Origin of the sequence: Sphingobacterium spiritivorum (genome assembly GCF_016725325.1) — a bacterium.
Lineage (GTDB): Bacteria > Bacteroidota > Bacteroidia > Sphingobacteriales > Sphingobacteriaceae > Sphingobacterium.
In genome coordinates this window covers 3,989,847-4,014,362 of the sequence record NZ_CP068083.1, presented here as the reverse complement: position 1 = coordinate 4,014,362, position 24,516 = coordinate 3,989,847, and the positions used below count along the sequence as shown (strand labels likewise).

General features: G+C 40.2%; 17 protein-coding genes. 4 read left to right on the top strand and 13 right to left on the bottom strand.

What is annotated here, in order from left to right; translation table 11 throughout:
• Position 1: 1 nt before the first annotated feature.
• The 6 genes from I6J02_RS16665 to I6J02_RS16640 all read right to left on the bottom strand — a co-directional run bounded on the left by I6J02_RS16665 (position 2) and on the right by I6J02_RS16640 (position 9,664).
• Positions 2-1,198: a purple acid phosphatase family protein gene (locus tag I6J02_RS16665; RefSeq protein ID WP_201678959.1), complete on the bottom strand. Its 1,197-nt coding sequence runs from the start codon at positions 1,196-1,198 to the stop codon at positions 2-4.
• Between the two features lie 23 nt (positions 1,199-1,221).
• On the bottom strand, positions 1,222-2,874 hold the full coding sequence (locus tag I6J02_RS16660; RefSeq protein ID WP_201681754.1) for a SusD/RagB family nutrient-binding outer membrane lipoprotein: 1,653 nt from the start codon (positions 2,872-2,874) through the stop codon (positions 1,222-1,224).
• A 51-nt stretch (positions 2,875-2,925) separates the two neighbouring features.
• Positions 2,926-6,588 (bottom strand): SusC/RagA family TonB-linked outer membrane protein, encoded by a 3,663-nt coding sequence (locus tag I6J02_RS16655; RefSeq protein ID WP_201678958.1) that lies wholly within the window; start codon positions 6,586-6,588, stop codon positions 2,926-2,928.
• A 128-nt stretch (positions 6,589-6,716) separates the two neighbouring features.
• Positions 6,717-7,694: a FecR family protein gene (locus I6J02_RS16650; protein WP_201678957.1), complete on the bottom strand. Its 978-nt coding sequence runs from the start codon at positions 7,692-7,694 to the stop codon at positions 6,717-6,719.
• Positions 7,695-7,760: 66 nt separating this feature from the next.
• Complete coding sequence (locus tag I6J02_RS16645; RefSeq protein ID WP_201678956.1) at positions 7,761-8,381, bottom strand: RNA polymerase sigma factor; 621 nt, start codon at positions 8,379-8,381, stop codon at positions 7,761-7,763.
• A gap of 104 nt (positions 8,382-8,485) precedes the next feature.
• Positions 8,486-9,664, bottom strand: coding sequence for a thiolase family protein (locus I6J02_RS16640; protein WP_201678955.1), 1,179 nt, complete (start codon positions 9,662-9,664; stop codon positions 8,486-8,488).
• Positions 9,665-10,066: 402 nt separating this feature from the next.
• Between I6J02_RS16640 and I6J02_RS16635 the strand changes: the two genes are divergently transcribed.
• Both I6J02_RS16635 and I6J02_RS16630 read left to right on the top strand, forming a co-directional pair.
• Entirely contained in the window at positions 10,067-11,236 is a 1,170-nt protein-coding gene (locus I6J02_RS16635) for an acyl-CoA dehydrogenase family protein (protein WP_201678954.1), read from the top strand.
• 92 nt (positions 11,237-11,328) lie between these two features.
• Complete coding sequence (locus I6J02_RS16630; protein ID WP_201678953.1) at positions 11,329-13,410, top strand: 3-hydroxyacyl-CoA dehydrogenase NAD-binding domain-containing protein; 2,082 nt, start codon at positions 11,329-11,331, stop codon at positions 13,408-13,410.
• A gap of 680 nt (positions 13,411-14,090) precedes the next feature.
• Here the strand turns inward: I6J02_RS16630 and I6J02_RS16625 are convergent.
• The 4 genes from I6J02_RS16625 to I6J02_RS16610 all read right to left on the bottom strand — a co-directional run bounded on the left by I6J02_RS16625 (position 14,091) and on the right by I6J02_RS16610 (position 18,621).
• Complete coding sequence (locus tag I6J02_RS16625; protein ID WP_201678952.1) at positions 14,091-15,542, bottom strand: bifunctional 2-methylcitrate dehydratase/aconitate hydratase; 1,452 nt, start codon at positions 15,540-15,542, stop codon at positions 14,091-14,093.
• A 62-nt stretch (positions 15,543-15,604) separates the two neighbouring features.
• Positions 15,605-16,759, bottom strand: coding sequence for a 2-methylcitrate synthase (gene prpC / locus I6J02_RS16620; RefSeq protein WP_201678951.1), 1,155 nt, complete (start codon positions 16,757-16,759; stop codon positions 15,605-15,607).
• Positions 16,740-17,636 carry a methylisocitrate lyase gene (gene prpB, locus I6J02_RS16615; protein WP_201678950.1) on the bottom strand — a complete coding sequence of 299 codons (897 nt, stop codon included), beginning with the start codon at positions 17,634-17,636 and terminating at the stop codon, positions 16,740-16,742. The genes prpC and prpB overlap by 20 nt, the downstream gene beginning before the upstream one ends.
• Positions 17,637-17,943: 307 nt before the next feature.
• The gene (locus I6J02_RS16610) at positions 17,944-18,621 is read right to left on the bottom strand and encodes an ATP-binding cassette domain-containing protein (RefSeq protein ID WP_201678949.1); all 678 of its coding nucleotides are present in this window, start codon (positions 18,619-18,621) and stop codon (positions 17,944-17,946) included.
• Positions 18,622-19,219: 598 nt separating this feature from the next.
• On the opposite strand from I6J02_RS16610, the gene I6J02_RS16605 reads away from it, so the two are divergent.
• Positions 19,220-19,711: a DUF1772 domain-containing protein gene (locus I6J02_RS16605; RefSeq protein WP_236582088.1), complete on the top strand. Its 492-nt coding sequence runs from the start codon at positions 19,220-19,222 to the stop codon at positions 19,709-19,711.
• A gap of 15 nt (positions 19,712-19,726) precedes the next feature.
• Here I6J02_RS16605 and I6J02_RS16600 read toward each other — a convergent pair whose 3' ends face one another.
• Together I6J02_RS16600 and I6J02_RS16595 are read right to left on the bottom strand one after the other, a co-directional pair.
• Positions 19,727-20,389, bottom strand: coding sequence for a hypothetical protein (locus tag I6J02_RS16600; RefSeq protein ID WP_201678947.1), 663 nt, complete (start codon positions 20,387-20,389; stop codon positions 19,727-19,729).
• 45 nt (positions 20,390-20,434) lie between these two features.
• The gene (locus I6J02_RS16595) at positions 20,435-21,046 is read right to left on the bottom strand and encodes an FMN-binding negative transcriptional regulator (RefSeq protein ID WP_201678946.1); all 612 of its coding nucleotides are present in this window, start codon (positions 21,044-21,046) and stop codon (positions 20,435-20,437) included.
• 363 nt (positions 21,047-21,409) lie between these two features.
• On the opposite strand from I6J02_RS16595, the gene I6J02_RS16590 reads away from it, so the two are divergent.
• On the top strand, positions 21,410-22,774 hold the full coding sequence (locus tag I6J02_RS16590) for a WG repeat-containing protein (RefSeq protein WP_201678945.1): 1,365 nt from the start codon (positions 21,410-21,412) through the stop codon (positions 22,772-22,774).
• A gap of 668 nt (positions 22,775-23,442) precedes the next feature.
• Here the strand turns inward: I6J02_RS16590 and I6J02_RS16585 are convergent.
• Positions 23,443-24,429 (bottom strand): hypothetical protein, encoded by a 987-nt coding sequence (locus tag I6J02_RS16585; protein WP_236582086.1) that lies wholly within the window; start codon positions 24,427-24,429, stop codon positions 23,443-23,445.
• Positions 24,430-24,516 lie beyond the last annotated feature (87 nt).

Here is a 24,516-nt window from a genome sequence, read left to right as displayed (position 1 = left end):
CCTACTTTTTAGATAATTCAAAAGAATCGAAAAGTTCACCATTCAGTTTATAACTCTTAAAATATAAGCGGTCTCCGGTCATCCTGATCACCTGATAGAGTTGTGTGTTTTGGGCAGATACATACATCCATCGTTCTGAATCTGACTGATACATCTTAGGACCGGCTACAGAAAGCAGATATACAGGTCGTTCCCTGCTAGCCGCACCGCGTGCATAAGTGTGATCGTGTCCCTGCAAAACCAGATCAACGCCATACTTCTCAAATACAGGTTTGAAACGCTCGCGTAAAATCGTATTATCTCTGTTTTTGGCCGTTGAATATACCGGATGATGCATAATCACAATATTCCACTTTTTAGAAGAGTTAGCTAAGACTTTTTCCAGCCACTTTTCCTGTTCCAGGGCAGCAGAAGAATCTAACATGATCAATTGAGAGTTTAATGAAATAAGGCGAACATCCTGATAATCCAGAAAATATACTGCATCCTGTAAATGCTGAGGTCCGTTTTTTGGAAGTTGAAACTGTACTTTCCAATGCGGATCTAATACCAATTGTCCAAGTGAGTCTCTCTTGTATTCGTGATTACCCGGAGTCGGTACTGCCGGTATCATCTGATGAATAAATCCGGCTCCTTCGTACCATTCTCCCCATTCACTATCCGTATTGGATCTGTTTATGAGATCGCCTGCATGCACAATAAATCTGGCATCGGGCTCCTGCTGAAATGCCTTTCTGATCGTCCGGGACCAACGGGAGCGCAGATCATTCTGTGCATCTCCCAGATAGATAAACGAAAAATCCTCCCTAGCTCCTGCTGTCCGAAATTGATTCCATGAACTCCAGGTGGAACCGTCTCCGACCCGGTATACATAAGTTGTTGCGGGTTTAAGTCCCCGAAAGGTAACATGCTGATAGGTATCCTTACCACCCTCTGCCAATACTAAGTTCAATTGCTGTCCTTCCACTGTCTGTGCTTTTTCTTCCAGTTCAGGATGGCTGTTTTCTTCAACAATCTGTCCCAGAGCTTTAGTACTGTGTTGAGGGCTACGCCAGCTGACAGACTGTGTGACAGCGGGATCATCCGACCAGGTAAGCATAATACGATCCGGATAATTTACAATTTCCGGCCGTTGTGCTGCAGCCATAGACAGGCTACAACACAGACCGAATGTGATAAATAGAGTTCTTAATTTCATTTTGATTGTGATATAAATATAATTTACCAGGGTTTATTTGCCCCCTGTAACAGCCAGGGCTTCGACCAGGCGCTATTCTCATTGTCAGCCTGCGAATATTGTGTTTTCTCAATACGGCGAAGAGCTTCTTCTGCATTAGCCTGATTGACACTCATCTCATTTTGCATATAAGGAATACGAACAGGCAACTGTGTGCGTATGGCAGCCGGACCAGCTTTCAGATTCGGGAATCCTGTACGACGGTAATCAAACCAGGCTTGCGCTGCGGTAGTCCAGCCGGAAATCCATTTCTGTTCGAGAATCTGCGCCTGAGAATTGGCATATGCAACTGTATTTTGCTGTATGTAGGCATTATACTCCGCACCTTTTCCCCAACTATCCAGTGAATTTTTAATCCCTTGTTCGTAATAGATTTTAGCTGTTGATGGTAATGACCAGCCTTTCCACGCTGCTTCAGCCAGTATAAAACTGATCTCAGCCGCAGACAGCAGTCTTGCTTTAAGCAACTCCCCTTTAGCTTCTTTGTAACGCTCATGCAAATAAGACACATGCGGATTCATGGATGTCTGCCCAGGAGTAGGATTAAGATTATAAGTTGACGGATTTTTGGAAACACTAGCCGGCAATCCTACGTATTGCGGATCTGTATCGACCATTATTCCCTGTACAACATCCGGAGAAACTATCCGAACGCCATTTTCGATTCTATCTGTTTTTGCAGGCAAATTATTGCGCACCTCTATCGGAATCTCAATCTTACTCGCCCAAACAGATAATCTGGGATCCTGCAGCGTCTGAAGCTTCTCTACCAGTGTAGCACACATTTTAATCCGTCTGTAATTGCTTCCGCTGGCATCAAAAACGGTATTAGACGGCCAGGAATTGGCCGGATTAGTTCCTACAAAGTCCATCTTCACTTCATCTGCCACATCCGTTATAATAGGATAACGGTCAGGCTGTGCAGCAATCTTTTCTATTCCCTGACGTGCATAATCCGGTTGTTTTTCGGACAAGCGCATATAATAACGTAAGGCCAGTGAATTCGCAAATCGTCTCCATTTGGATGCCTTTCCTTTGAAATAGACATCCGCTTCGGGCAAAATGGATGTATATGCCGCATCCGGCCTGGACAACAAATCATTCGCCTGCAAGAGTTCTTCTATTATTCCCTTATAGATCGTTTCCTGTGAATCGTACTTGGGAAAACTGTATTTAACATCTCCCAGTTCGGCTTTCAGAGCGTCTGTATAAGGCGCATCTCCCCAAAGATCTGTAATCAATCCAAAAATATAAGCTCTCATTACCAAAGCTACACCTTGATGGAATTCCAGACCAAGACTTTCTGCGCGCTTGCGAAGCAACTCATTATCCCGAAGCAAACCATAATAACCGTCCCAGCTTAATATGCCTCCGGTCCATTCGTAATCATTGTGCGAAGCAAACCATGCATCTAACTGCGTGTGCTGCACAACTCCTCCCAGGTTTGTAAAACTCAACTCATTATAACTGCTGCCTAAACCTGTAAGTACGGTCGGTAAAACCAGATTAGGATTAGCCTGTTCTTCACTGACACCATTTGGATTGATATTCAGTTCGGTAAGATCTTTACAGCTCCATACGCTGACACTTATCAAAACCAGCAATATTGGATATTTTAGTTTATTGAAATATTTCATGTGTGTTTTGTATTTCATTAGTCCGGTATGCATTATTTCTACAAGACGATATTAAAATGTTAGATTCAGTTTAAAGCCTACCGGCATTGCCCACGGAGTTACATTATAGCGTTCTATACCTTGTTTGAACTGTATTCCACCATGTGTACCCGCTTCAGGCTGAAATGCCATTTCAGGATCAATACCTACTTTAGCTTTAGTCCATAACAGTAAATTACGTGTATATACACCTACACTTCCTCCGGATACTCCAAGACGTTTTAACCAGTTGCCAGTAAGATCGTAGCTAAAAGATAATTCCCGTAATTTGATAAAGGATGCATCAAACGTAGAAGCGTTCATAAAATCCCATGGATAGTTATCGGAATAGGCAATGTATTTGGTCCCTGCATCCCCCAGATTTTCGGTATATCCGGTAATATTACCCTGTGAATCGTATTGCGCAATAACACCTGGATTAAATACGCCATAATTACCGGTAATACCTCCTGATGTTATAGGGTAACCACCGTATTCGTCACCAGGACCTCCGACAATCGGATATCTGTTGCCCTCCACTTTTACCAAATTGTTATTAACCAGATAATCCCGCAGAGCTGCACCAGTCATTCCGTTAGGGTGGATCAGCTGATCCAGAAAGCGCTGTGTCGTCAGGTTAGACTCAAAATAGCGGTACGTCTGCGACATAAACTTGCCTCCGAAACGCATATCTGCAGCAATATTCATCGTCCATTTTTTGTAACGCAAAGTAGACTGCAGACCCATTGAAAAATCAGGATTGAAATTTCCGATCTTATTACGACTGTTGTTGATTCGGATAGCCTGCCAGGATCCGTTTTTATTCAGTATTGGATAGCCATAATAAGGTGATTCCGGATCTTCCACCACTACAAGTTTGGAATCATAAAGGTCTCCGATCTCTTCACCTATATAGGTACGCGCTCCTCCCCGTCCATCTGTCCAGAATGTATAGAATTGTACCCCATCAGAGAGTTCATTGATCTTCGTCCGGTTGCGTGACCAGTTTACACCAATATCCCAGGTCCAGTCTGTTTTCTGTACAGGGCGACCAGACATTGCCAGTTCAAATCCTCTGCTTGTCAGCAGACCCGCATTGATATTCATGGAATTAAATCCGCTGGATCCGGGTAAAGTCGTTGGGATAATCTGATTTCTGTTTTCAACTTTGTAGTACGTACCTTCAAACTTCAGTCTGTTATTCCATAAACCTATATCCGTACCATATTCATACGAAGTTGCCAGTTCAGGTTTCAGATCCGGAATACGCAATGCACCGGACTTTGTGAGACGAAGTACATTGCCCCATGCACCGGGATTAATCAATACATTAGAGAGGTTATAAGGTGACGTATCATTCCCCACACGTGCTATACCTCCTCTAAGTTTAAAAAGACTGATAGGTTTAGGTAATGAAAAAATACGGTCTGCCAGTATACTGAGGGAAGCTGAAGGATAAAAATAAGATCTGTTATTCACCGGAAGTGTGCTGGACCAGTCATTTCTTCCTGTGACATCCAGATAGACCATATCTTTGTAACCAAAATTCAGCAATCCGTATAAGCTGTTGACCCCTTTCTCTGCAATTGCACTGTTATAATCCAGATTGTCCGGGGCAATATTTGTAAGACTGAAAAAGCCGGGAGTGATAAGTCCGGATCCGATTTTAGAGGTATTCTGTACTGAAGTTCCTTTATAATACCGGATATTACCTCCAAGCGATCCTGTAAAATGAAAATCGTTAACTTTTTTAGTATATGAAGTCAGAAAGTCGATGTTCTGCTCCAGATTCATCAGATTGACAACTCCATATGCTCCCCGCGGTTCATTAGTGTAACTAAAAGGGATCTTAGTTTCCCTGTTTTCCCAGTACACATCAGCCGCATAACGTACCATCGCGGTCCATCCTTCTTTAATGTTCCAGTCAATACGCAGATTTCCGAAGATACGATCCCTTACAAATGCGTTATTAACTCCATAAGCCAGAAAATAAGGATTATTCCGATTTCCGACAGATTGGGACCGTTGCTGAAGTCCTTCCTGTCCCGGCATCCAGTAATCTTTCAGATCCAGAATATTGATATGAGGAGCCACCTCATAAGCAGCCTGCATCGGATTTGTACCTCTGTTGCCTGCTGGCCGATTATTGGAATTGTTACGACTGGCATCCAGCTGCAGACCGATTGACAGATCTTTTCTCACATGCATGGTCGAGTTAATGTTCAATGAGTTGCGAAACAGATCTGAATTAGGAATAATCCCTTTACTACTCATATTAGAATAAGAAAACCGATAATCCAGACGCTCACTACGATTAGCTATCGAAAGTCCGTTGACAGAAGTAATCCCGGTCTGGACAAAATTTTTGATATTGTCCGGATAAGATTTTAATTCAGTTGGTATCGGATTTCCATTCTCGTCGAGGGGGCTGTTCCATTGAATTGCTTTATATCCCTTATCCAGTGCAGGCCCTACCATACCGCTGGATCCTTCTTCAATGGTCAGATTTCCTTTTACCTGATCAGGTGTAAGCGGCATAGTGCCACTTGCAAACTTATTATGCAATTTTATATAATGATATGGGATATCAAATACCGTATTACTATTGACTGCAATCGTCATTTTTTCCGCATTCTTGCCACTCTTGGTAGTGATGAGCACGACTCCATTTGCTGCACGGGATCCATATAAAGCTGCTGCACTTGGTCCTTTAAGAATCGAAACACTCTCAATATCATCGGAATTGATATTCGAAATGGCATTACCATAATCTACCCTGTTATCATCACCAATCTGTCCGATATTATTAAGGCTGTTCATCAAAGGCACACCATCAACAACAAATAAGGGTTGATTATCCGTGCTCAGGGAAGTAGCTCCACGTATCACCATACTCACCGAGGAACCTGTAGGTCCTGTAGAACTAATGGATACACCCGGTACCTTACCAGCCATAGCAACCATAAAATTATCATTAGCGACACGGTTAAGATCCTCTCCTTTAATATTTCCTACAGCATAACCCAGTGAACGATCTTTCCGCTTCATACCTAATGCGGTAACAACTACTTCACCCAGCTCGCTGCTTTTATCCTGCATGACAAGAGTCTGAACCCCTGCAGTTCTGTTGTCTACAGTTATTTGATTTATATATTTATCCTCATAACCCACATGTGTGGCCTTAAGATTGTACTGACCTTCAGGGAGTCTGAATTCTGCATTTCCATTCTCATCCGTAGACATTGCTTTATCTGTCGAAAGTATCTGAACAGATGCCCCTGCAACAGGCCTACGAACCTCATCAATCAGTCTGATCCGAAGTAAATAAGTGGTTTGTCCTTTCGGATCACGAACCAGAACAATACCTCCGGATCTTTTATGCGCTACTATTTGAGTATTCTTTAAAATATAACGGAGTACTTCATCAAAAGTACTGTTCTCAAAATTCTTTTCTCTGATACGGATCTGATCCAATTGCAGCGCTTTAGTATCATACGCCAAAGCTATTCCGGTCTGACGGGAAAGTTGGATAATTGCCTGTTCGGCATTACTGTTTGTAAGTCTTATGTTAATACCGTTAGAATATTCCTGAAAGACGGAAATATGGGCTATCGCGACAGGCAGATCGGCGTAAAGTATGGATGTACAAAGCAAAACCTTTGTGGTTAATATGGTAAGCTTTCCTAGATTATACATATATTTGTTATAGTGTTTTATTTAAACATGAAAGAAATGGTGCTCACTGGACGATTTAGCGGTCTGCCAGTCTGAGCACTTTTTTATTTGCCAAACCTATCTGATCCGGCAAAATGTATGTCGTTCTATTAGTAGAGTATTATTTCATTTTTCTCCCTCCTGTATTTTATTTGGTGAATGCTGCATATCATATCCAGCAGATGATCTACAGATTTAACCTGTGGCATCAGAATAGCATATTGAGAACTGTCTGTATCATTTTTTTCACTGTGCAGATGTATACCGTAACGATTGTACACAAGATCCTGTAGATCTGAGAAAGTAGCCTGATGAAGAAAAATACCTCCGCTTGTCCAAAGATCTGTATGATGCGGGTTGTTGCTAAGCAGCGTAAATCCGTCCACCAAAGGGTCATAACGCAGACTTTCACCTTTTACGAGTACCTGAGCAATATTATTCTTTCGTTGCGTGACACTTACTTTTCCACTTTTTACATCCACAGCTATACGATGAGAATCTCCGGCATGATTGACATTAAAGGAAGTCCCCAGCACCTTAATATCCAGATCTCCGGATTCGATTACAAACGGATGTAAGGTATCCCGATGGACATTAAAGAATACTTCCCCCCGATCCAGATAAACTTTCCGGTTGCTGCTGTAATTATCTTTATCATATCGCAAACGTGTATTCCCGCTAAGCCATATGGAAGAACTATCTGGCAATATAAATTGTCTTACATCCCCTATTTCTGTTGTCAGTTCAGTATATCTTGCTTTTCCATGATTAGAGAAAAGCCCAAATAATCCTTTGTCTGAGGAATACATAAAGAAAAAACTGATAGCACATACCAAAAGAACGGAAGCTGCAGCGACCAGCCAGCGCTGTTTGAGAATCGGAACGGGAGTTTTTTCAGTATAAATATGTGCCTGCACAACCGTCAAAATTTCCTGTTGTATCTGCTGTTTATGTATCTGATTTTGAAAGGGGTTTACCTTATCTTCTGAGATCGAATCATACCAGCGATCTATTTCATCCTGCTCGTTTTCGGATAGTCTTCCCTGAAGATAATGTTGAAGCTTTTGTTTGAACTGTTCTATACTCACCTGTTTTGTCTTTTATACAACTCATACAGGTGAAAGCTCCGAAAGTACTTTAAGCTATTGTTTTATTTAGGTTAAATAATTATAAACTACACTGGAGCTTATCAGGAACATCAGGATCAGATCATGATCCGCAAAACGTTGTGTCAGATCCTGCTGCAGTTTTTTCCGGGCATCAGTAAGGTAGTTTTTAACTGTTTGCTCCGCAATATTTAATGTCTGTGCTATCTGTTTAATAGAATAATTATCATTTTTCATCAGGTATACCGTCTGTACTAAGGGAGGAAGTGTAGCAACAGCTTCATCTACAATTTTTTCCAGTTTTCTATATGTATCCGGGTTATATTGTTCTTCATGCGCCATAGACTCCATTCGCAACATAACCTGATCCAGCACCTGCCTACGTACTTTTTCCGAAGCATAATGATTAAGAACTTTATTTTTCACGGCTTTAAAGAGGTAGGGCTTTAGAGATCCGTGTTCCGTATTAATCAAATGCTTACGTTCCCATATATGAATAAATACTTCCTGCACAACATCTTTTGATAACCCCTCATCCTGCACATGTCTGTACGCTACCGTATACAGTTCTTCCCAGTAGGTATTAAAAAAATAAGTAAATGCTTCCGTGTCACCCTCCTTAAAGCGGGCAAGGAATGAGGATTCTATTCTTAATCTGGTCGTGGTCACGCCGCAAAGATAGCTTCCTAAGATTAGGAGAATATTAAATTTTAGGTTTGGAGTAGAAATAAAAGTAAAGAGAAGCTGTTTAGAGCTTCTCTTGATTGCTTTTTTTAAACTCTTCTGATAATTACTGCAGATGCTCCTCCACCGCCGTTACAGATTGCTGCCAGTCCGTATTGCCCCTGTTCCTGCTGCAATACACTGGTTAACGTGACCAGGATACGTGCACCTGAACATCCCAGCGGATGTCCTAATGATACCGCACCTCCGTACACATTCACTTTATCAGCCGGAATATTTAAGAGCTGTGCATTTGCTAATGCCACTACAGAAAAAGCTTCATTAAACTCAAAGTAGTCAATATCGGATAGTGAAAGACCAGCCTTTTTCAACACCTTTTCTGTTGCAATACGTGGTGTTGTTGTAAACCATTCCGGAGCCTGTTCGGCATCTGCATAAGCAACAATCTCTGCCAGTGGACTTAATCCCCATTCCTTTACTTTTTCCTCACTTACAAGTAATAAAGCTGCGGCACCGTCACTGATAGTAGAGGCATTGGCTGCTGTGATTGTTCCGTCTTTTTTGAATGCAGGTTTCAAGGAAGGAATCTTATCAAAATTGACCTGCGAAAACTCTTCATCCTGTGCGACAATCTGCTCTCCTTTTCGTGTACTGATCACGACAGGCACAACTTCTTTTGTGAATTTGCCTGTTTCCCAGGCTTCACGACTACGCTGATAAGAGCCTATAGCATATGTATCCTGATCTTCGCGTCCGATAGCATATTTCTCTGCACATAATTCCCCGAAGACACCCATAGCATCCTGCGTGTATGCATCGCTTAATCCATCTTTTTGCACCCCATCTGTCAAGCTTTGGCTTCCGTATTTTGCACCCCATCGGGCTGCAGGTACATAATAAGGTGTCTGACTCATACTTTCCATCCCTCCTGCCAGCACCACATCAGCATCTCCCAATAAGATGGATTGTGCAGCAAGAGATACCGCTTTCATCCCGCTGGCACATACTTTATTGATTGTGGTTGCGGTTACCTGATCAGGCAAACCCGAGATCTTCGCCACCTGACGTGCAGGAGCCTGCCCAAGATTAGCCTGCAGGACACAGCCCATCAGCAATTCATCTACATGCTCTGCAGCAATACCGGACTGATCCAAAACGGCAGAAACAGCTTTAGCACCTAGTTCAGTAGCAGAGAGTGTAGAAAGTGCTCCTCCGAAACTACCGATAGCTGTACGCTTGGCAGCGACTATAAATACTTTTTTATTCATGCTTATCTTTTGTTTATAATGGTAAAAATCACAAAATGCAGTGTACTAACATTGAAATCAAAATAGTATTTGACTTGCCTTTTAGCAGGTAAAAACAACCTGTCTTCAGTTTTCCTGTTGATACAGCTCCCTTAACCGGAAATGGAAAAGTAAGATGACACACACATATTACTTTTATTTTGTAAATATATAAAAAGAACGAATTCAATACGGAATTACATGCCTATATTTTCATAAAGTAACAATATAATGAAAATAAAACGAATACTTATCTAAAAGACATTTGGAAAAATTAAATCGTAAAAATTAACGAAAAGCCCTATTTTTTCCCTAAATTCGTCTTTGTCCCTGACGAAAATCAAATATGCTCAGGGCATATCATAACCAATAAATTTATAATATATGCAGGCCACCCTACTAACAGCTGAGCATCAAACCTTTCGCGAAACGCTACGGGCATTTATACGTAAGGAGATCTTACCTCATATTGACCGTTGGGAAAAAGACAATCAAATCGACAAATCTATCTGGAAAAAAATGGGCGATATGGGCTTTATGGGACTCAACTATCCCGAAGCTTATGGTGGATTAGACCTGGACTTCTACTACTCTATGATCTTTTGCGAAGAACTTTCCTATTGTTATTCCGGAGGGTTTACCATATCTGCATTGGTTATTCAATATATGTCCGCCCCTTATCTTCTGAAATATGCTTCTGAGGAACTGAAACAACGTTATTTATCGGGTGTTATCGCCGGAGATCTCATCAGTGCTGTTGCGATTACCGAACCTGGTGCCGGATCGGACATACAACATATCAAGACTACTGCAACCCGGGAAGGTGATTATTATATTGTCAATGGTTCCAAAACCTTTATTACAAATGGTTATTACGGTGACTTTTTTATTACAGCAGTCAAGACCGATCCAAGCAAAAAAAGTAAAGGTATCAGCCTTTTACTTATAGACCGGAATACAGCCGGAGTGAGTGCTCATAAAATAAGTAAGATGGGATGGCATGCCTCCGACACTGCAGAACTGGGTTTCGACCAGGTCAAAGTCCCGGTATCTCATCTGATTGGTGAAGAAGGTGCCGGATTCGGCTATCTGATGGGTGGACTGCAACTGGAGCGTCTCACTGCAGCAATTCAAAGTTTATCCACTGCTGATTCCGCCTTACAGTACACCTTAGCGTATATTGACAAGCGTGAAGCATTTGGTAAAAAACTGATGGATTTTCAGGTACTAAGGCATCGGATAGCACAGATGGTTGCAGATATAGCCACGACAAAAGCATTTGTATACCATTGCTGCGACCTTCAGCAACGTGGAGATTATGCAGTTCAGGAGTGCTCAATAGCCAAATTACAGTCCAGCGAACTGGCGATTAAAATTGTCCATGAATGTTTACAGCTCTTCGGGGGATATGGTTTTACAGAGGACTATAAAATATCACGCTTATACCGTGATGTACGTGTAGGAACAATCATCGGTGGCACGTCTGAGATTATGCGTGAGATCATAGCAAAAACAGCAATTGACAAAGTGAATTACCATCCTAAAAAAGAGTAGATCCGGATCAATGACAGTATGATGGACCTATTCCGACACTATAACAAAAGCACAAAAACTAACTCATTTTTAATATCTTAAAGTTGAAACTCATGAATAAGAACCTAAAATATTTTCATACCGAACAAAATACGCAAGGTATAGTGCTCATTCACCCTTCAACAAAAGATAGCAATACAAATGAGCTGGATCAATTGGAAGAATTCATTGCAATAATCCTAGTCTATCTTCAGGAACCAGAAATAAAGGGCATTATCTATCGGAACCCGTTAATTACTAAAGAAACGGATTATAAGTCTCTTTATTCGGTAGCTTCATATGCGGATATTTTCGAAGAGCGTCTTTCTCTTCTTCTTTCTAAAATTCCGGAGTTACAGCAAAATAAGCCCGTAATCAGTATAGTACAGCATGATTGCACAGGTATATCGATGGCTGCCGCACTATGGAGCTCGCGCAGAATAGCAACTCAGGAAGCGCGAATTGGTTTTCCGGAAGCCCGATATGGTTTATTTCCAGGCTTTGGAGCAACGGTACTTACCTCCCGTTTAACAGATCCTGAAAAAGCTGTTCCTTTTCTCACACAAGGCAATATCCTTACTGCTATGCAGGCACAGGAAACAGGAATAATAGATGAGGTAGTTTCTGATCTGACTGAAGCATTGGAATCGGCTCAGCAATACATACTTCAGCATCCTGTTTTACAAGTCACAACTTCTCCTTTGCCGATCAACACAGAAGCGTTTGAAGCAAGCACAGCAACGATTAAAAGAAGAAGTAATGGTCTTATTTCAGCAATAGATCACAGTTTGCAAATGATCCTGAATGCAAGACAGCTACCTCTAAAAGAAGCATTGATGCAGGAGGCACAACGCTACACACGAGTATGGAATAGCCCCGAAGCAATAAGCATGCTGCGGACACATTATTATGGAATCAAAGATGCTATCAGGCCGGATGCTTCAACAGGATTTGAGCTTAAAAAGTTAGGAGTAATCGGCGCCGGAATGATGGGATCCGGAATAGCATATGAGGGTGCGCGTGCAGGTATTGATGTATTCCTCAAAGACGTAGATCTCGCCCAGGCATCAAGAGGAAAAGCTTATTCTGAAAAGGTCAGTAGTAAACTTGTACAACAGGGTATTCTGACAGAAAATACACAACAGCAATTACTTACACATATCCATCCTACAGATCAAATGACTGATCTGGAAAATACAGATCTGATTATAGAGGCCGTATTTGAGGATAAAGTGTTAAAAGCGGAAGTTACATCGGAGAGTCTTCCTTACTTGAATGCAGAGGGATTCTTTGCCTCAAATACAACATCTTTACCCATCAGCGAACTGGCTTCTGTATCCTCAAAACCTGAAAATTTTATTGGTATGCATTTTTTCTCTCCGGTGGACCGTATGGCTTTGGTTGAGATTATCAGGGGCAGGAAGACCAGTGAAGACACATTAAAAAAGGCACTTCAGGTAGCTCGTCAGTTTGGCAAAATTCCGATTGTGGTTTACGATGGTCCTGCTTTTTTTACTTCCCGTATTTTTTTCAACTATTTATTAGAAGCCATTACTATGCTTCTGGAAGGCATTCCGGCAAATGAAATCGAACAGCAGGCACGGATAGCGGGTTTTGCTGTAGGTCCGCTGGCTGTTCTGGATGAGATTTCTCTGCCCCTCATGTTACATGTGTATGATCAGTTGCCACAGCTACATCCCAGTCAAAAAAGATGCTATAATTATCTAACAAAATTAGTAACTGCGGGTCGAAACGGCCGTAAAACAGCAAAAGGTTTCTATGACTACGATGCGGAAACCGGAAAAAAGACCATCTGGCAGGATCCGGAAATTACGGAAGCAGATCATTTACCTGCCGGGGAGCAAATCCGTAAAAGACTACTGCATGTGATGTCACTGGATAGTTTTCGCTGTCTGGATGAAGGGGTTTTGCAACGTCCTATAGACGGAGATATTGGTTCGGTATTGGGTATCGGCTATGCTACTCACACTGGCGGTGTATTCGGACATATTGATCAGGTTGGATTATCTGCTTTTGTGAACGAGTGTCAGGAGTATTCTTCATACGGGGAGCAATGGGAAATCCCTCCGGCTCTCAAACAGTTGGCAGACCGCAACTTTAGCTTTTACACAGGATTTGACTCTAACTGGTCATAATTCTTCACTTAAAACCCCTCCCTGGTAGTGACGTTGTCGGAACCTTTTTCTCTACTTAAAAGGATAGCTTTAGCATAGATAAAGTATTTTTATCGCGTCTGACGGTGTCCTCACCGGTAATATGATAATTTCTCTTCTATTATTTGGTGTGGACACCAAATGACGCTATTGAGTATTTTAAGTTGATTCAAGTTTCCGGGACAGGCTGTTATATGATAAGCATTATAACCTCTCCCTAACCCTTCCAACTTGTCGGCACAGGTTCTACTTAAAAAGGAGAGGGAATTATATTGCAGTACCCCTGTTATAACCTTTCTCTCCTTTCAAAGGAGAGATGCCCGAAGGGCAGAGAGGTTAATAACAATAGTTTAGAATCTCTCCCTAACCCTTCCGACTTGTCGGCACAAGTTCTCCTTAAAAAGCAGAAGGAATAGCTTTAGCATACATAAAGTATTTTTATCGCGTCTGACGATGTCCTCACCGGCAATATGATAACTTCTGTTCTATTATTTGGTGTGGACACCAAATGACGCTATTGAGTATTTTAAGTTAATTCAAGTTTCCGGGACAGGCTGTTATATGATAAGTATTATAACCTCTCCCTAACCCTCTCCTTTTTAAGGAGAGGGAATTGGTTTATCAAATAATAAAAAAGCCGTTGCAAGCAACGGCTTTTTTATTTATCGTACCATCAGATCGACTAGCTGCTGTACGTCGAGTGCAACAAAAGTATCGTAGTCCAATGTAGATTGTATAATCTGTTTCTGTTGTTTTTCGGAAAAAATACGTGCCAGATTACGCTTATATTTTTCGATAAGTTTAGGAATACCTTCTTCCCGACGACGAGGATGTCCAATAGGATATGGTACAAACACTTCCGGCAACACCGTTCCATCCTTCATTTCTACTGTCAAAGCGTTAGCAATAGCACGTTTTTGCGGATCGTGATAATCTGCAGTAAATTGCGGATCTTCCTGACAGGTCATCTTATCACGAAGTATATCAATACGCGGATCCTGTGCAATAACATCTTCGTAATCTTCAGCGGTTAAGCGTCCGAAAATCAGCGGTACAGCAACCATATACTGTATACAATGATCACGGTCTGCCGGATTATGAAGCGGTCCTTTTTTATCTATAATACGTATAGCGGCTTCATGTGTGCGAATGGTAATACGAGCAATATCCTCTGTAGATTTACCTATACGTGCAAGTTGCTCATACAATTGCATAGCTGCCTCAGCAGCTGTCTGTGCATGAAATTCTGCGGGAAAGGATATTTTGAACAGAATATTTTCCATTACGTAAGAACCATACGGGCGTTGAAATTTGAATGCCTGCCCCTTGAAAGAGACATCATAAAATCCCCAAACCGGAGCAGTTAATACCGAAGGATAACCCATTTCTCCGGTTTGTGCGATAAGCGCTAATCGTACAGCACGCGAAGTTGCATCGCCGGCAGCCCAGGATTTACGGCTCCCGGTATTTGGTGCATGCCTGTACGTCCGCAATGCCTGACCGTCCACGAAAGCTAAGGATACGGCATTGATCAGTTCTTCCCGGTTCAGTCCGAGTAATTTACCTACAACAGCTGTAGAAGCGACCTTGACCAGAATAACGTGATCCAATCCAACCTTGTTAAATGAATTTTCCAGTGCCAATACTCCTTGTATTTCATGCGCCATTACCATCGCTTCTAATACCACTTTTGCCTTCAGGGGTTTTTCACCATTAGCTACATGTGTGCGGCTCAACCAATCAGCAGTAGCAAGAATTCCTCCCAGATTATCTGAAGGATGACCCCACTCTGCAGCCAGCCAGGTATCATTAAAATCCAACCAGCGTACAATAGCCCCGATATTAAAAGCTGCCTGTACCGGATCCAGCTGATAAGGTGTTCCGGGAACTTTGGCTCCATTAGGCACAATAGTGCCTGGTACAACCGGACCTAACAGCTTAGTACATGCCGGATACGTCAATGCCTCGAATCCACAGCCAAGTGTATCCAAAAAACAATAAAATGCAGTGCGCCAGGCTACGTCACTTTGGATTTTGTAGTCCAGTACATAATCAACAATATCCGTCAGTACCTGATCGGGTTGTGGTCTTTCATTTGAAATAATTGAAGCCATTTTTATATAAAATATAAAGTTTTAGTGTAGTTAAATATTAAAATCTCCTATGATACATTCGTTTATCTTTCAGATATTGGCACAAAAGCCCTGTTTTCCGGTCCGATATAATTTGCGCTGGGACGTATAATCTTACCATCCTGCCGTTGTTCAAAGACATGGGCAGACCAGCCTGTAATGCGCGCCAATACAAATAGAGGGGTAAACATCTCTGTTGGTATTCCCATTAAATGATAGGATACTGCAGAATACCAGTCCAGATTCGGAAACATTTTCTTCTCTTCCCACATGACCGTTTCCAATCGTTCGGCAATATTATATAAGGTCATATCTCCTGCTTCCTCAGATAATTCTCTGGCGATCATTTTGATAACCTGATTACGGGGATCTGCTATGGTATATACCGGATGGCCAAACCCAATGATGACTTCTTTATTGGCCAACCGTTTCCGTATATCTGCTTCTGCCTCATCCGCATTGGCATAACGTGTCTGAATTTCAAAAGCAACCTCATTGGCACCTCCATGCTTAGGCCCGCGCAGTGCACCTATAGCCCCGGCAATGCAGGAATACATATCTGATCCGGTACCGGCGATAACACGCGCTGTAAATGTAGAGGCGTTAAATTCATGCTCTGCATATAAGTTTAGCGAAACCTGCATAGCTCTTACCCAGGATTCAGATGGCGGTGTACCATGCAAAAGATGTAAAAAATGTCCTCCCAATGTAGCATCAGTTGTTTCCACGGCAATCTCCCGTCCATTTTGGCTGAAATGATACCAATACAACAGTGCCGACCCCATAGAAGCCATTAATCTGTTGGCAATATCACGTGCTCCGGCCAAAGGATGACTTTCTTTCTCGGGTTGAATGCTTCCAAATACGGATACATAAGTTCTCAGTACATCCATAGGATGTGCTGTGGTTGGCAATTGTTTCAGGACGTTCTGCAAAGCAATAGGCAGTCCCCTTTGACTGATCAGCTGAGCCTGATAAGACAGCAATTGAGCACGAGTGGGCAAACTGCCGTATATTAATAGATAAGCCACTTCTTCAAATGTCGCCTGATCTGCCAGATCCAGAATGTCATATCCTCGGTAATGCAGATCATTGCCACTCTTTCCAACTGTACTTAGGGCAGTATTACCTGCCGCTACTCCCGAAAGGGCAACACTTTTCTTAGGCTTAAAGCCCGTTTCATTTGTTTCTTTCATCATACTTGGTATTGAACAATTGATCTAATCGGTTTTCATATTCGTAGTAGTTTATACTTTTATACAGCTCTTCTCTTGTCTGCATAGTATCGAGTACTGCCGCCTGGCCTCCATCCTTTCGTATGTGACTGTACACATTTGCAGCCGCCTTGTTAGCCGCGCGAAATGCTGAAAGCGGATACAGGACGATAGCAACACCAGCTGCGCCCAGTTCATCTGTAGTAAATAAAGGTGTCTGTCCAAATTCCGTGATATTTGCCAGAATAGGTAAGCCTGTGGCTTCACTAAAGCGAGTATATTCCTCCAGTGTGTGTACAGCTTCAGCAAAAATAAAATCCGCACCTGCTTCTTTATATGCAATAGCCCTGTCGAGTGCTTTATCAAGTCCTTCTGATGCTAACGCATCTGTACGGGCACCGATAGCAAAATTGACATCAGTACGGGCATCTACTGCAGCTTTTATTCTGTCTGCCATTTCATCTGTAGATACAAGCTCTTTACCCGGACGATGACCACAGCGTTTAGCACCGACCTGATCTTCCATATGTACAGCTGCTGCACCGGCTTTAACGAGCGAACGGATAGTACGGGCAACATTAAAAGCCGAGGGCCCAAATCCTGTATCAATATCCACCATCAAAGGCAAAGTACACACATTGCTGATGCGTTCTACATCGATCAGTACATCCTGTAAATTGGTAATACCCAGATCAGGTACTCCTAGAGATCCTGCAGCTACTCCTCCTCCGGAGAGATAGATTGCTTTAAATCCGGCCTGTTGAGCCAGCAAAGCATGGTTAGCATTGATCGCACCGACCACCTGCAATGGTTTCTCATTCTTGATTGCTTCTCTGAAAAGAAGCCCTGGAGAGTTTATCATATAATTGGAAATTGAAAATAAACAGAAAGCGGCCTGAGGATTTTAGACGATTCTGTTTTTATGTCCGAATGTCAGACGCTTTTAAATTTTTAGCGTCTAAACCTTCTTTTTAAAGATACAAATAAAATTTTAGCGTCTACAATATTTACAGACGCATTTTAGCTGAATCCTTATTTTTAAAACGTTTGATCACAATCAATTATTATTAGAAAAACGTTTATTCTCAATGAGCAAAGGATTAAACATAAAATTACCTGAAACAAAGGCTCAGTATTAAGGATTTTAAAGTTTTCAGAAGCAATATATTTTATTCGAAGGTTCCATCCGGGACGTAGAAAAACTCCAGTTCTCTCCTGTTATTGATTTGGCGACACCCTCCGTTTTGAAGTAACATAATTTGGGTAGCTATATCCAGTACACTTCTGTAATTGTGATCAGAAATCACGAAGCCTTTTTTATTTTTAAACAGTACAATTAACTGTTTTATATATTCTACATAAATAGGTTCAATACCTGTAAATGGCTCATCTAAAAGTAAAAAGTCTGTGGGCTGATAGATTAATAAGCATATTTCCAAATAACGCAACTGCCCGCCAGACAATTGATATACTTTCTTATCTTTTAATTCTTTAAGTTTTACATCATCCAGTAATGTATTTCTAAACAATTGATCCTCCACCAAAAGTTTGATAAGCGTGGAAACTTTTTCATTTGAAGGCAAAAAAGAATCCTGAGAAAGATAACCTATTTTCTGTGTCAGATAGGTCTTTTCAACTTTCTTGCCGTTTAAAAGAATATAGCTATTATGGGCTTTTAATGTTCCAAAAATTATTTTAAGAAATGTTGATTTGCCACATCCGTTACGACCTAACAATCCAATAACATCTCCCGTGCGACATTGTAAATAGGCACCAGTGAGAAGTTGCTGACTAGCTGTATAGCTGAATTGGACAGAATCTACATGCAACTCCTTTGGATTATTCATAACATTTCTATTATAATATAAAGGGTAAATACGAAAAGTAAATTAAAGAGAAACCCAAACACATATATATGAGAGAAGGAAACGCCCATATTAAAGTACATGTATTTTGTTTTTTTTCCAAAATAATCAAAAACCAGTGCTGTTGAAGCATATCCTATAGTTGTAAAAAGGAAAGAAAACGTTGAAAGATAGGGATTTTTGAAAAATAGGATTTGAACCGGAGCAAATGCAGCAAATAATCCTGAAATAACCAAGTTAACGATCATAATATTCTTAAGATAGTAAATATATAATCGGTACCTCATAATTATTCCTCTGATAAGATTGTTTGGGTTTTTCTGAAAGAGAAGTAAAACTTTTGCCTTAGTTATATTGCTATCAGTATTTTGCAACATCTCCAGGAGATTTACAACTTAAAAGAAACAGAAATCCATCTGAAAGATAACGTTAAATGCTCTTAAATTCAAGAATTCAAATCCTCTTTTAAATATACTAATAAAATTTTAGCACCATCAATATGTATATTAGTAATTTATAAAAGTGAGCAACCACTTCAGGAAAGTCCTTGAAAGATGACGCTGAAATAAATTATATGCCTATGAAATTACCAGATATTATACTATTATTAACCGCTGTCAGCACTGCATTGATGGCAGGTTTCTTCTACTCCTACTCTATTTCAGTTAGCACAGGGTTAGGAAAATTGACAGATTCAGAATACTTAAGGGCAATGCAACAAATAAACAGAGCTGTACTGAATACCTACTTCTTTGCCTGTTTTATGGGATCGCTGCTATTACTTCCTTTAACTACATTTCAACACTACAAGAGTTCCTCCACAGTTTTTATCCTGCTATTGCTGGCAAGTTGTTGCTATATATTTGGTGTTTTTGCTGTTACAGCAATTGTAAATGTACCTCTTAATAACCGACTGGAAGCTTTTCAAATAAATGATTCTACAGCGGCTCAGATTCGTGAAATGCGGGATATTTTTGAAGAGCGGTGGAATTTCTGGAATAACGTACGAACTTTTGCTGCCATAGGTACAATAGTTCTGGTGCTTATCTCCTGTATTACAAGATCCAAATAAGAGTTTAAAAATTCTTTAATCAGAGAGTTTCCCGGAAGTTCTGCCTTTGTTATAATCTGTTATATAGCGGATGAATACATCCTGACTGTAGCTTTTTTCCTTTTGTAAGTTACTGGAAAGTACGAGTTCATCTTCAATAAGTTTCAACAGATTATCCGCTCTCTTTTTTGTTTGTTTTCCAAATAAATCTATCGCAGAATTTCCTATTTCAGCGATATCACCCGTAGATTTTTTGACAGCATAATGCTTTACAGAAATAGACCCGGTTGGCCCCATTACTAATTCACGATTTCCAATCCCGTAATTTCTATGTCTGGGCGAACCATTATGCATCTTTTCAACCGCATATATCGCAATTTCTCCTTCCTGAACAATCTCTGCAAATACCGGTTTAACAACAGCGTTCGCCTTGATTTGTATAGATATAGGAGCATATACTTTGTCCGTAAAAGAGTTATACGCTTTCAAAACTTCAGTTGGTTTGAATATCTTATTTCCGTCTTTATTTTTAAATTTCAACTTATTGTCTTTTACGGACAAGATCTTACCGTACAGTGTATCTCTCTGCGCAGTAATTATAAAATCAGAAACCGTATTGTTTACCTGACTGTAGGCATTTAAAGTCGTTATACAGAAGCATACAATAACTGCTGTTAAAGAGAAGACATTATGTTTCATAACGTTATATTACAATTTAAGATTACAAAGATAAAAAATCTCTTCTTAAGTATCGATTTCACGAATATATCTGGCCAGATCTTTTTCCACAGCTATTTCACTTTTCTCCAGTTGTTGTACGATTCGGTTTCGTTCTGCACTTGTTTTATTCTGACTCAGCTTTTTCTGTCCCTGAATAGCTGACACCTCCATTTCAAAAGCGACTATACCTTTCATCATCCCTTTTCTATACTTTTCAGGAAGATTTTCCCATTGCTTGAGATAATCCTTTTCATAGAACTTTATCATTTGCTCTAACATTGCCGATTTAGTGTATTCATCGTCAACTATTCTGGTCTTACCATATACATGTACCGTAATATAGTCCCAGGTAGGTACACTTTCTGTTTTGTCATAATGAGATGGCGATATATAAGCATGGGGCTCTGAAAAGATAACAAGCGAAGTATTTGCTTCTATATATTTCGTCTGTTCATTTGCAGCAGCAAAATGAGATTTGAGCAAGAGTGTATCTCCTGTATCATCTACGAAAAAGGGAAGTTGTGTAGCGAGAGGCAAATTGTCGTGAGCTGTAATCATAGTAGCAAAGCTATATTGCTTCATAAAAGCCACCTGATCTGATAGGTTATCAAATTTGAAACTATTGGGTACAAACATTTACTTATATATTTAACAAGCGGATAATTTATTTATAACCAAAAATATGCTTCTTTAAGAAATAAATACAGTCACAGTTTTTCAATATACAAGGGATACAGTTTATATGCTACTTTCAATTAAAACAAAAAAATCATTCCGACAGGCTTTCGAAAACATCGCTTTTTTTTTAGCTCAGCAAGTTGATTTTAATTTCAGATGATAATTTTTCAGGTTAAATAGGCTGCTACTTCATCATAAAAATAATATTTATCAGGCTGATAATCACAAAAATGTATGAAATAGAAAAATTAGCCGTTTTCAGGGATAAAATACCTCCGCTACATTGAGCATCTTTGTACTAACAATATGTATTATTACAACATGAAGAAAATAAGTATTACGTTAGTTGCATTGCTTGTGTCTTGTGTCACATCATTTGCACAAAGCAAAAAAATGTTCAGAATTGATTACAGTCTTTTTTCGCAGGAAACAGCAGACAACAACCAGAACGATGAACAGGAAACTATTTTTCAGGGCTGGGTAAATAAGGATTTTATCCGTTTTTATGTAGAAGGAGAGGATCCTACTGTACAGCTTACAAATAAAAACACGGGAACCTCCACTATGCTGTATCCCGGCCTGAAACAATTTGCTACTATATACGGAGAAAATGAAGCTCCTGCTGACCATAATTTTGACGATCTGAATATTGAATATGTGGCTGGTAAACAGAAAAAAATTGCCGGATATATCTGTAAACTTGCAAAGATCAATGCTTCGGAAGATACGGATGGTGCTTATTCACTGGAAATCTGGTATACAGAGCAGATCCCTAGTATTTATTGGGGAGATTACGAATTTCTAAAAAAACTTCCTGGTGCAGCACTAAGTATGAGTGCTATGGGCAGCGGCATCATTGCACATAAAATTGAGCAGGAAGATGTTGCAGAAACGTTGTTAACTGTACCTCAGGATTTTACTGAAATGGAGGAAGCAGCAGCAGAAGCGGTAGATACAGAATCGCTTGGAGAAGGTGTTTATCTATATACAGATGAAAATACTTCATTGTACGGATTGAGAGATGAGGAAGGAAATGTAATTACCCAACCAAAATTCACATCGATACTACACTTTTACGAAGGCAACGCAGTGGCAAGTGATGCAGATTATAATTACGGAACCATTGATCCTAAAGGAAATACAGTCATTCCTTTTAATTACAGCTTTCTGTCTTATGATACCAATAGTGAACAGTTTCTCTTCAGTAAAAATGACAAATTCGGTCTGATGGACAAATATGGTAAAGTTGTGATCAATGCCAAATATGACATGCTTTCCTTCTTTGAACATGGTACTGCAATCTTTCAGATCGATGGCAAAAGTGGTCTAATTAACGAGCAAGATAAACAAATCGTTCCGGCAAATTATGGTTATATAGCCGACCGGAATGCGACGCATTTTATTGCGATAGAAGGCGAACTCTATAATCTGTATACTATAAAAGATCAGAAAAGACTGGGCGGTAACATTCAATTCATCGCTACTACGGAAGATCCGAATATCTTTTTAGCACAAAAGGATGATAAATATGGCTTTCTGGATCAGAATGGCAAAGTAATGATTCCTTTCAAATATGCTTATGCAACAGGTTTTTCTAATGGGGTGGCATACGTAGCCATGGATTCTGATATGGAAGATCTGTTTCTTATCAACACCAAAGATGAGCGTGTAGCGGAAGAGAAATAAGCTTATAATAAAAATAAAAAGCTGCAAATCAGATGCTTACATATATTTCAAAAAATTTATAAAACAAATAGGCTAATAAGACGTTTTATATAGTACAATAAGATTATTGGTTAGTTTAAGACTAAAGGTTTTAAGACATAACGAATAATTTTAAAAATAGAAAGCCCGGGATATAAAAACCCCGGGCTTTTGCTATTTAGTCTATTATTGCCAATCTATCTGAATGATGTTACAGCTGGCGAAGACGCCAACTGACGCAACTTCTTGTGAAAGAAAGATCTTGATTTATCTGAGTAATGATATACAGCCAACGAGGATGTCAACTGACGCTACTTCTTGTGAAAAAGAGATCCCAAATCTATCTAAATGATGATATACAGTTGGCGAGGACGCCAACTGACGCAACTTCTTCTGAAAGAAAGGTCTTGATTTATCTGAATAATGATATACAGCTAGCGAGGATGCCAAATGACGCGTCTTCCTGTGAAAGGGAGAGTCCGAATTAGCTAAATGATGTTACAGCTGGCGAGGACGTCAACTGACGCAATTTAATGTGAAAGAGAGAATCCGATTTAGCTAAATGATGATATACAGTTGGCGAGGACGCCAACTGACGCAATTTAATATGAAATAAGTACCCGATTTATCTGAAAGAAACCTCAGTCCTGTTACTGAGGTTCATAAATCTTACCTTCCAAATCCATATAATAGGACTTCCCTTCCTGACTGACTACGACAAATACTTTTGCTGTCTGACGCGTTATATCCGGACTTTCCTTATTATATGCTTTAGTATTCATATAGTCCAGATATTCCAGTCTGAATTTCTGCGGAATTGAATTAATATATTTCAATTCATAAGTATCAATAATACGTTGGTCTGTCAGAAAATATCCGGCTGTTGTCTTCACAGGCATGTAGTATGGAAAATGCTCCTGGCTACTTTGATAAGCCCAGTTATATATTCTTGAAGAAAGACTGTCTTTAAGTTTGTACTCTCCTTTATGATTCATGTAGCTGTATTTCATATCTCTACCTCCTGTCAGTTGTACAAGAAACCAGTTTGATGTTGTGTCCTTTACACCTCCGATAGGAATAACCTTTTGATGCTCAAAATTAAAACCTGGTAAAGGCTTACCGTCACTGGCTATAATTCCAAAATGTGTCACATTCGGATCTGCTGTAGACTTACCTGCTACTGCATATACTTTTCCATCAATACGCATGGGGGTCAGCTTAGGTTCATTTACATTATGTGATGTGTACAGATCTGAATACGCTGTAATTTCTATGATATCACCAGCCACCACTCTATATTCAAATCCGGTATATCCATTTTCAGAAGATATAGATTTAATATTCGGATTTGGGGATCGTCCGTATTGCTGAGGCGGCATGACCAGTTCAGCCACCTGTTCAGAATGTGTTCGCAACTTTCCTTCCTCATCTAAAGTCAGGGTATAAAATAAATCATTATTATAGTCATTGAATGTACCTATATATCCCTCTGGTTTAAACAGATATAAGGTATTTGCCAAAGCCGGAACAGTTATTTTCATTGTTCTCTGATCCAGATATCCCCATTTTTTATCCTGTTGAAATGGGATCATATAAGGCCAGTCCTTAAGTGTGATTTTTGCTAAATATGATTTCATACTCTTAAGTTCTGTAGCTTCAGAAATAAGTTCGGAGGAGTTCTGGGCACTCAGCGGGTAATATAAACTAATGAAAAAAAGTAAAAG

Coding starts and splice junctions, on each gene's coding strand:
- I6J02_RS16665 (WP_201678959.1), bottom strand. CDS start 1,198: ATGAAATTAAGAACTCTATTTATCACATTCGGTCTGTGTTGTAGCCTG.
- I6J02_RS16660 (WP_201681754.1), bottom strand. CDS start 2,874: ATGAAATATTTCAATAAACTAAAATATCCAATATTGCTGGTTTTGATA.
- I6J02_RS16655 (WP_201678958.1), bottom strand. CDS start 6,588: ATGTATAATCTAGGAAAGCTTACCATATTAACCACAAAGGTTTTGCTT.
- I6J02_RS16640 (WP_201678955.1), bottom strand. CDS start 9,664: ATGAATAAAAAAGTATTTATAGTCGCTGCCAAGCGTACAGCTATCGGT.
- I6J02_RS16635 (WP_201678954.1), top strand. CDS start 10,067: ATGCAGGCCACCCTACTAACAGCTGAGCATCAAACCTTTCGCGAAACG.
- I6J02_RS16630 (WP_201678953.1), top strand. CDS start 11,329: ATGAATAAGAACCTAAAATATTTTCATACCGAACAAAATACGCAAGGT.
- I6J02_RS16625 (WP_201678952.1), bottom strand. CDS start 15,542: ATGGCTTCAATTATTTCAAATGAAAGACCACAACCCGATCAGGTACTG.
- prpC (WP_201678951.1), bottom strand. CDS start 16,759: ATGATGAAAGAAACAAATGAAACGGGCTTTAAGCCTAAGAAAAGTGTT.
- prpB (WP_201678950.1), bottom strand. CDS start 17,636: ATGATAAACTCTCCAGGGCTTCTTTTCAGAGAAGCAATCAAGAATGAG.
- I6J02_RS16610 (WP_201678949.1), bottom strand. CDS start 18,621: ATGAATAATCCAAAGGAGTTGCATGTAGATTCTGTCCAATTCAGCTAT.
- I6J02_RS16605 (WP_236582088.1), top strand. CDS start 19,220: ATGAAATTACCAGATATTATACTATTATTAACCGCTGTCAGCACTGCA.
- I6J02_RS16600 (WP_201678947.1), bottom strand. CDS start 20,389: ATGAAACATAATGTCTTCTCTTTAACAGCAGTTATTGTATGCTTCTGT.
- I6J02_RS16595 (WP_201678946.1), bottom strand. CDS start 21,046: ATGTTTGTACCCAATAGTTTCAAATTTGATAACCTATCAGATCAGGTG.
- I6J02_RS16590 (WP_201678945.1), top strand. CDS start 21,410: ATGAAGAAAATAAGTATTACGTTAGTTGCATTGCTTGTGTCTTGTGTC.
- I6J02_RS16585 (WP_236582086.1), bottom strand. CDS start 24,429: ATGAAATCATATTTAGCAAAAATCACACTTAAGGACTGGCCTTATATG.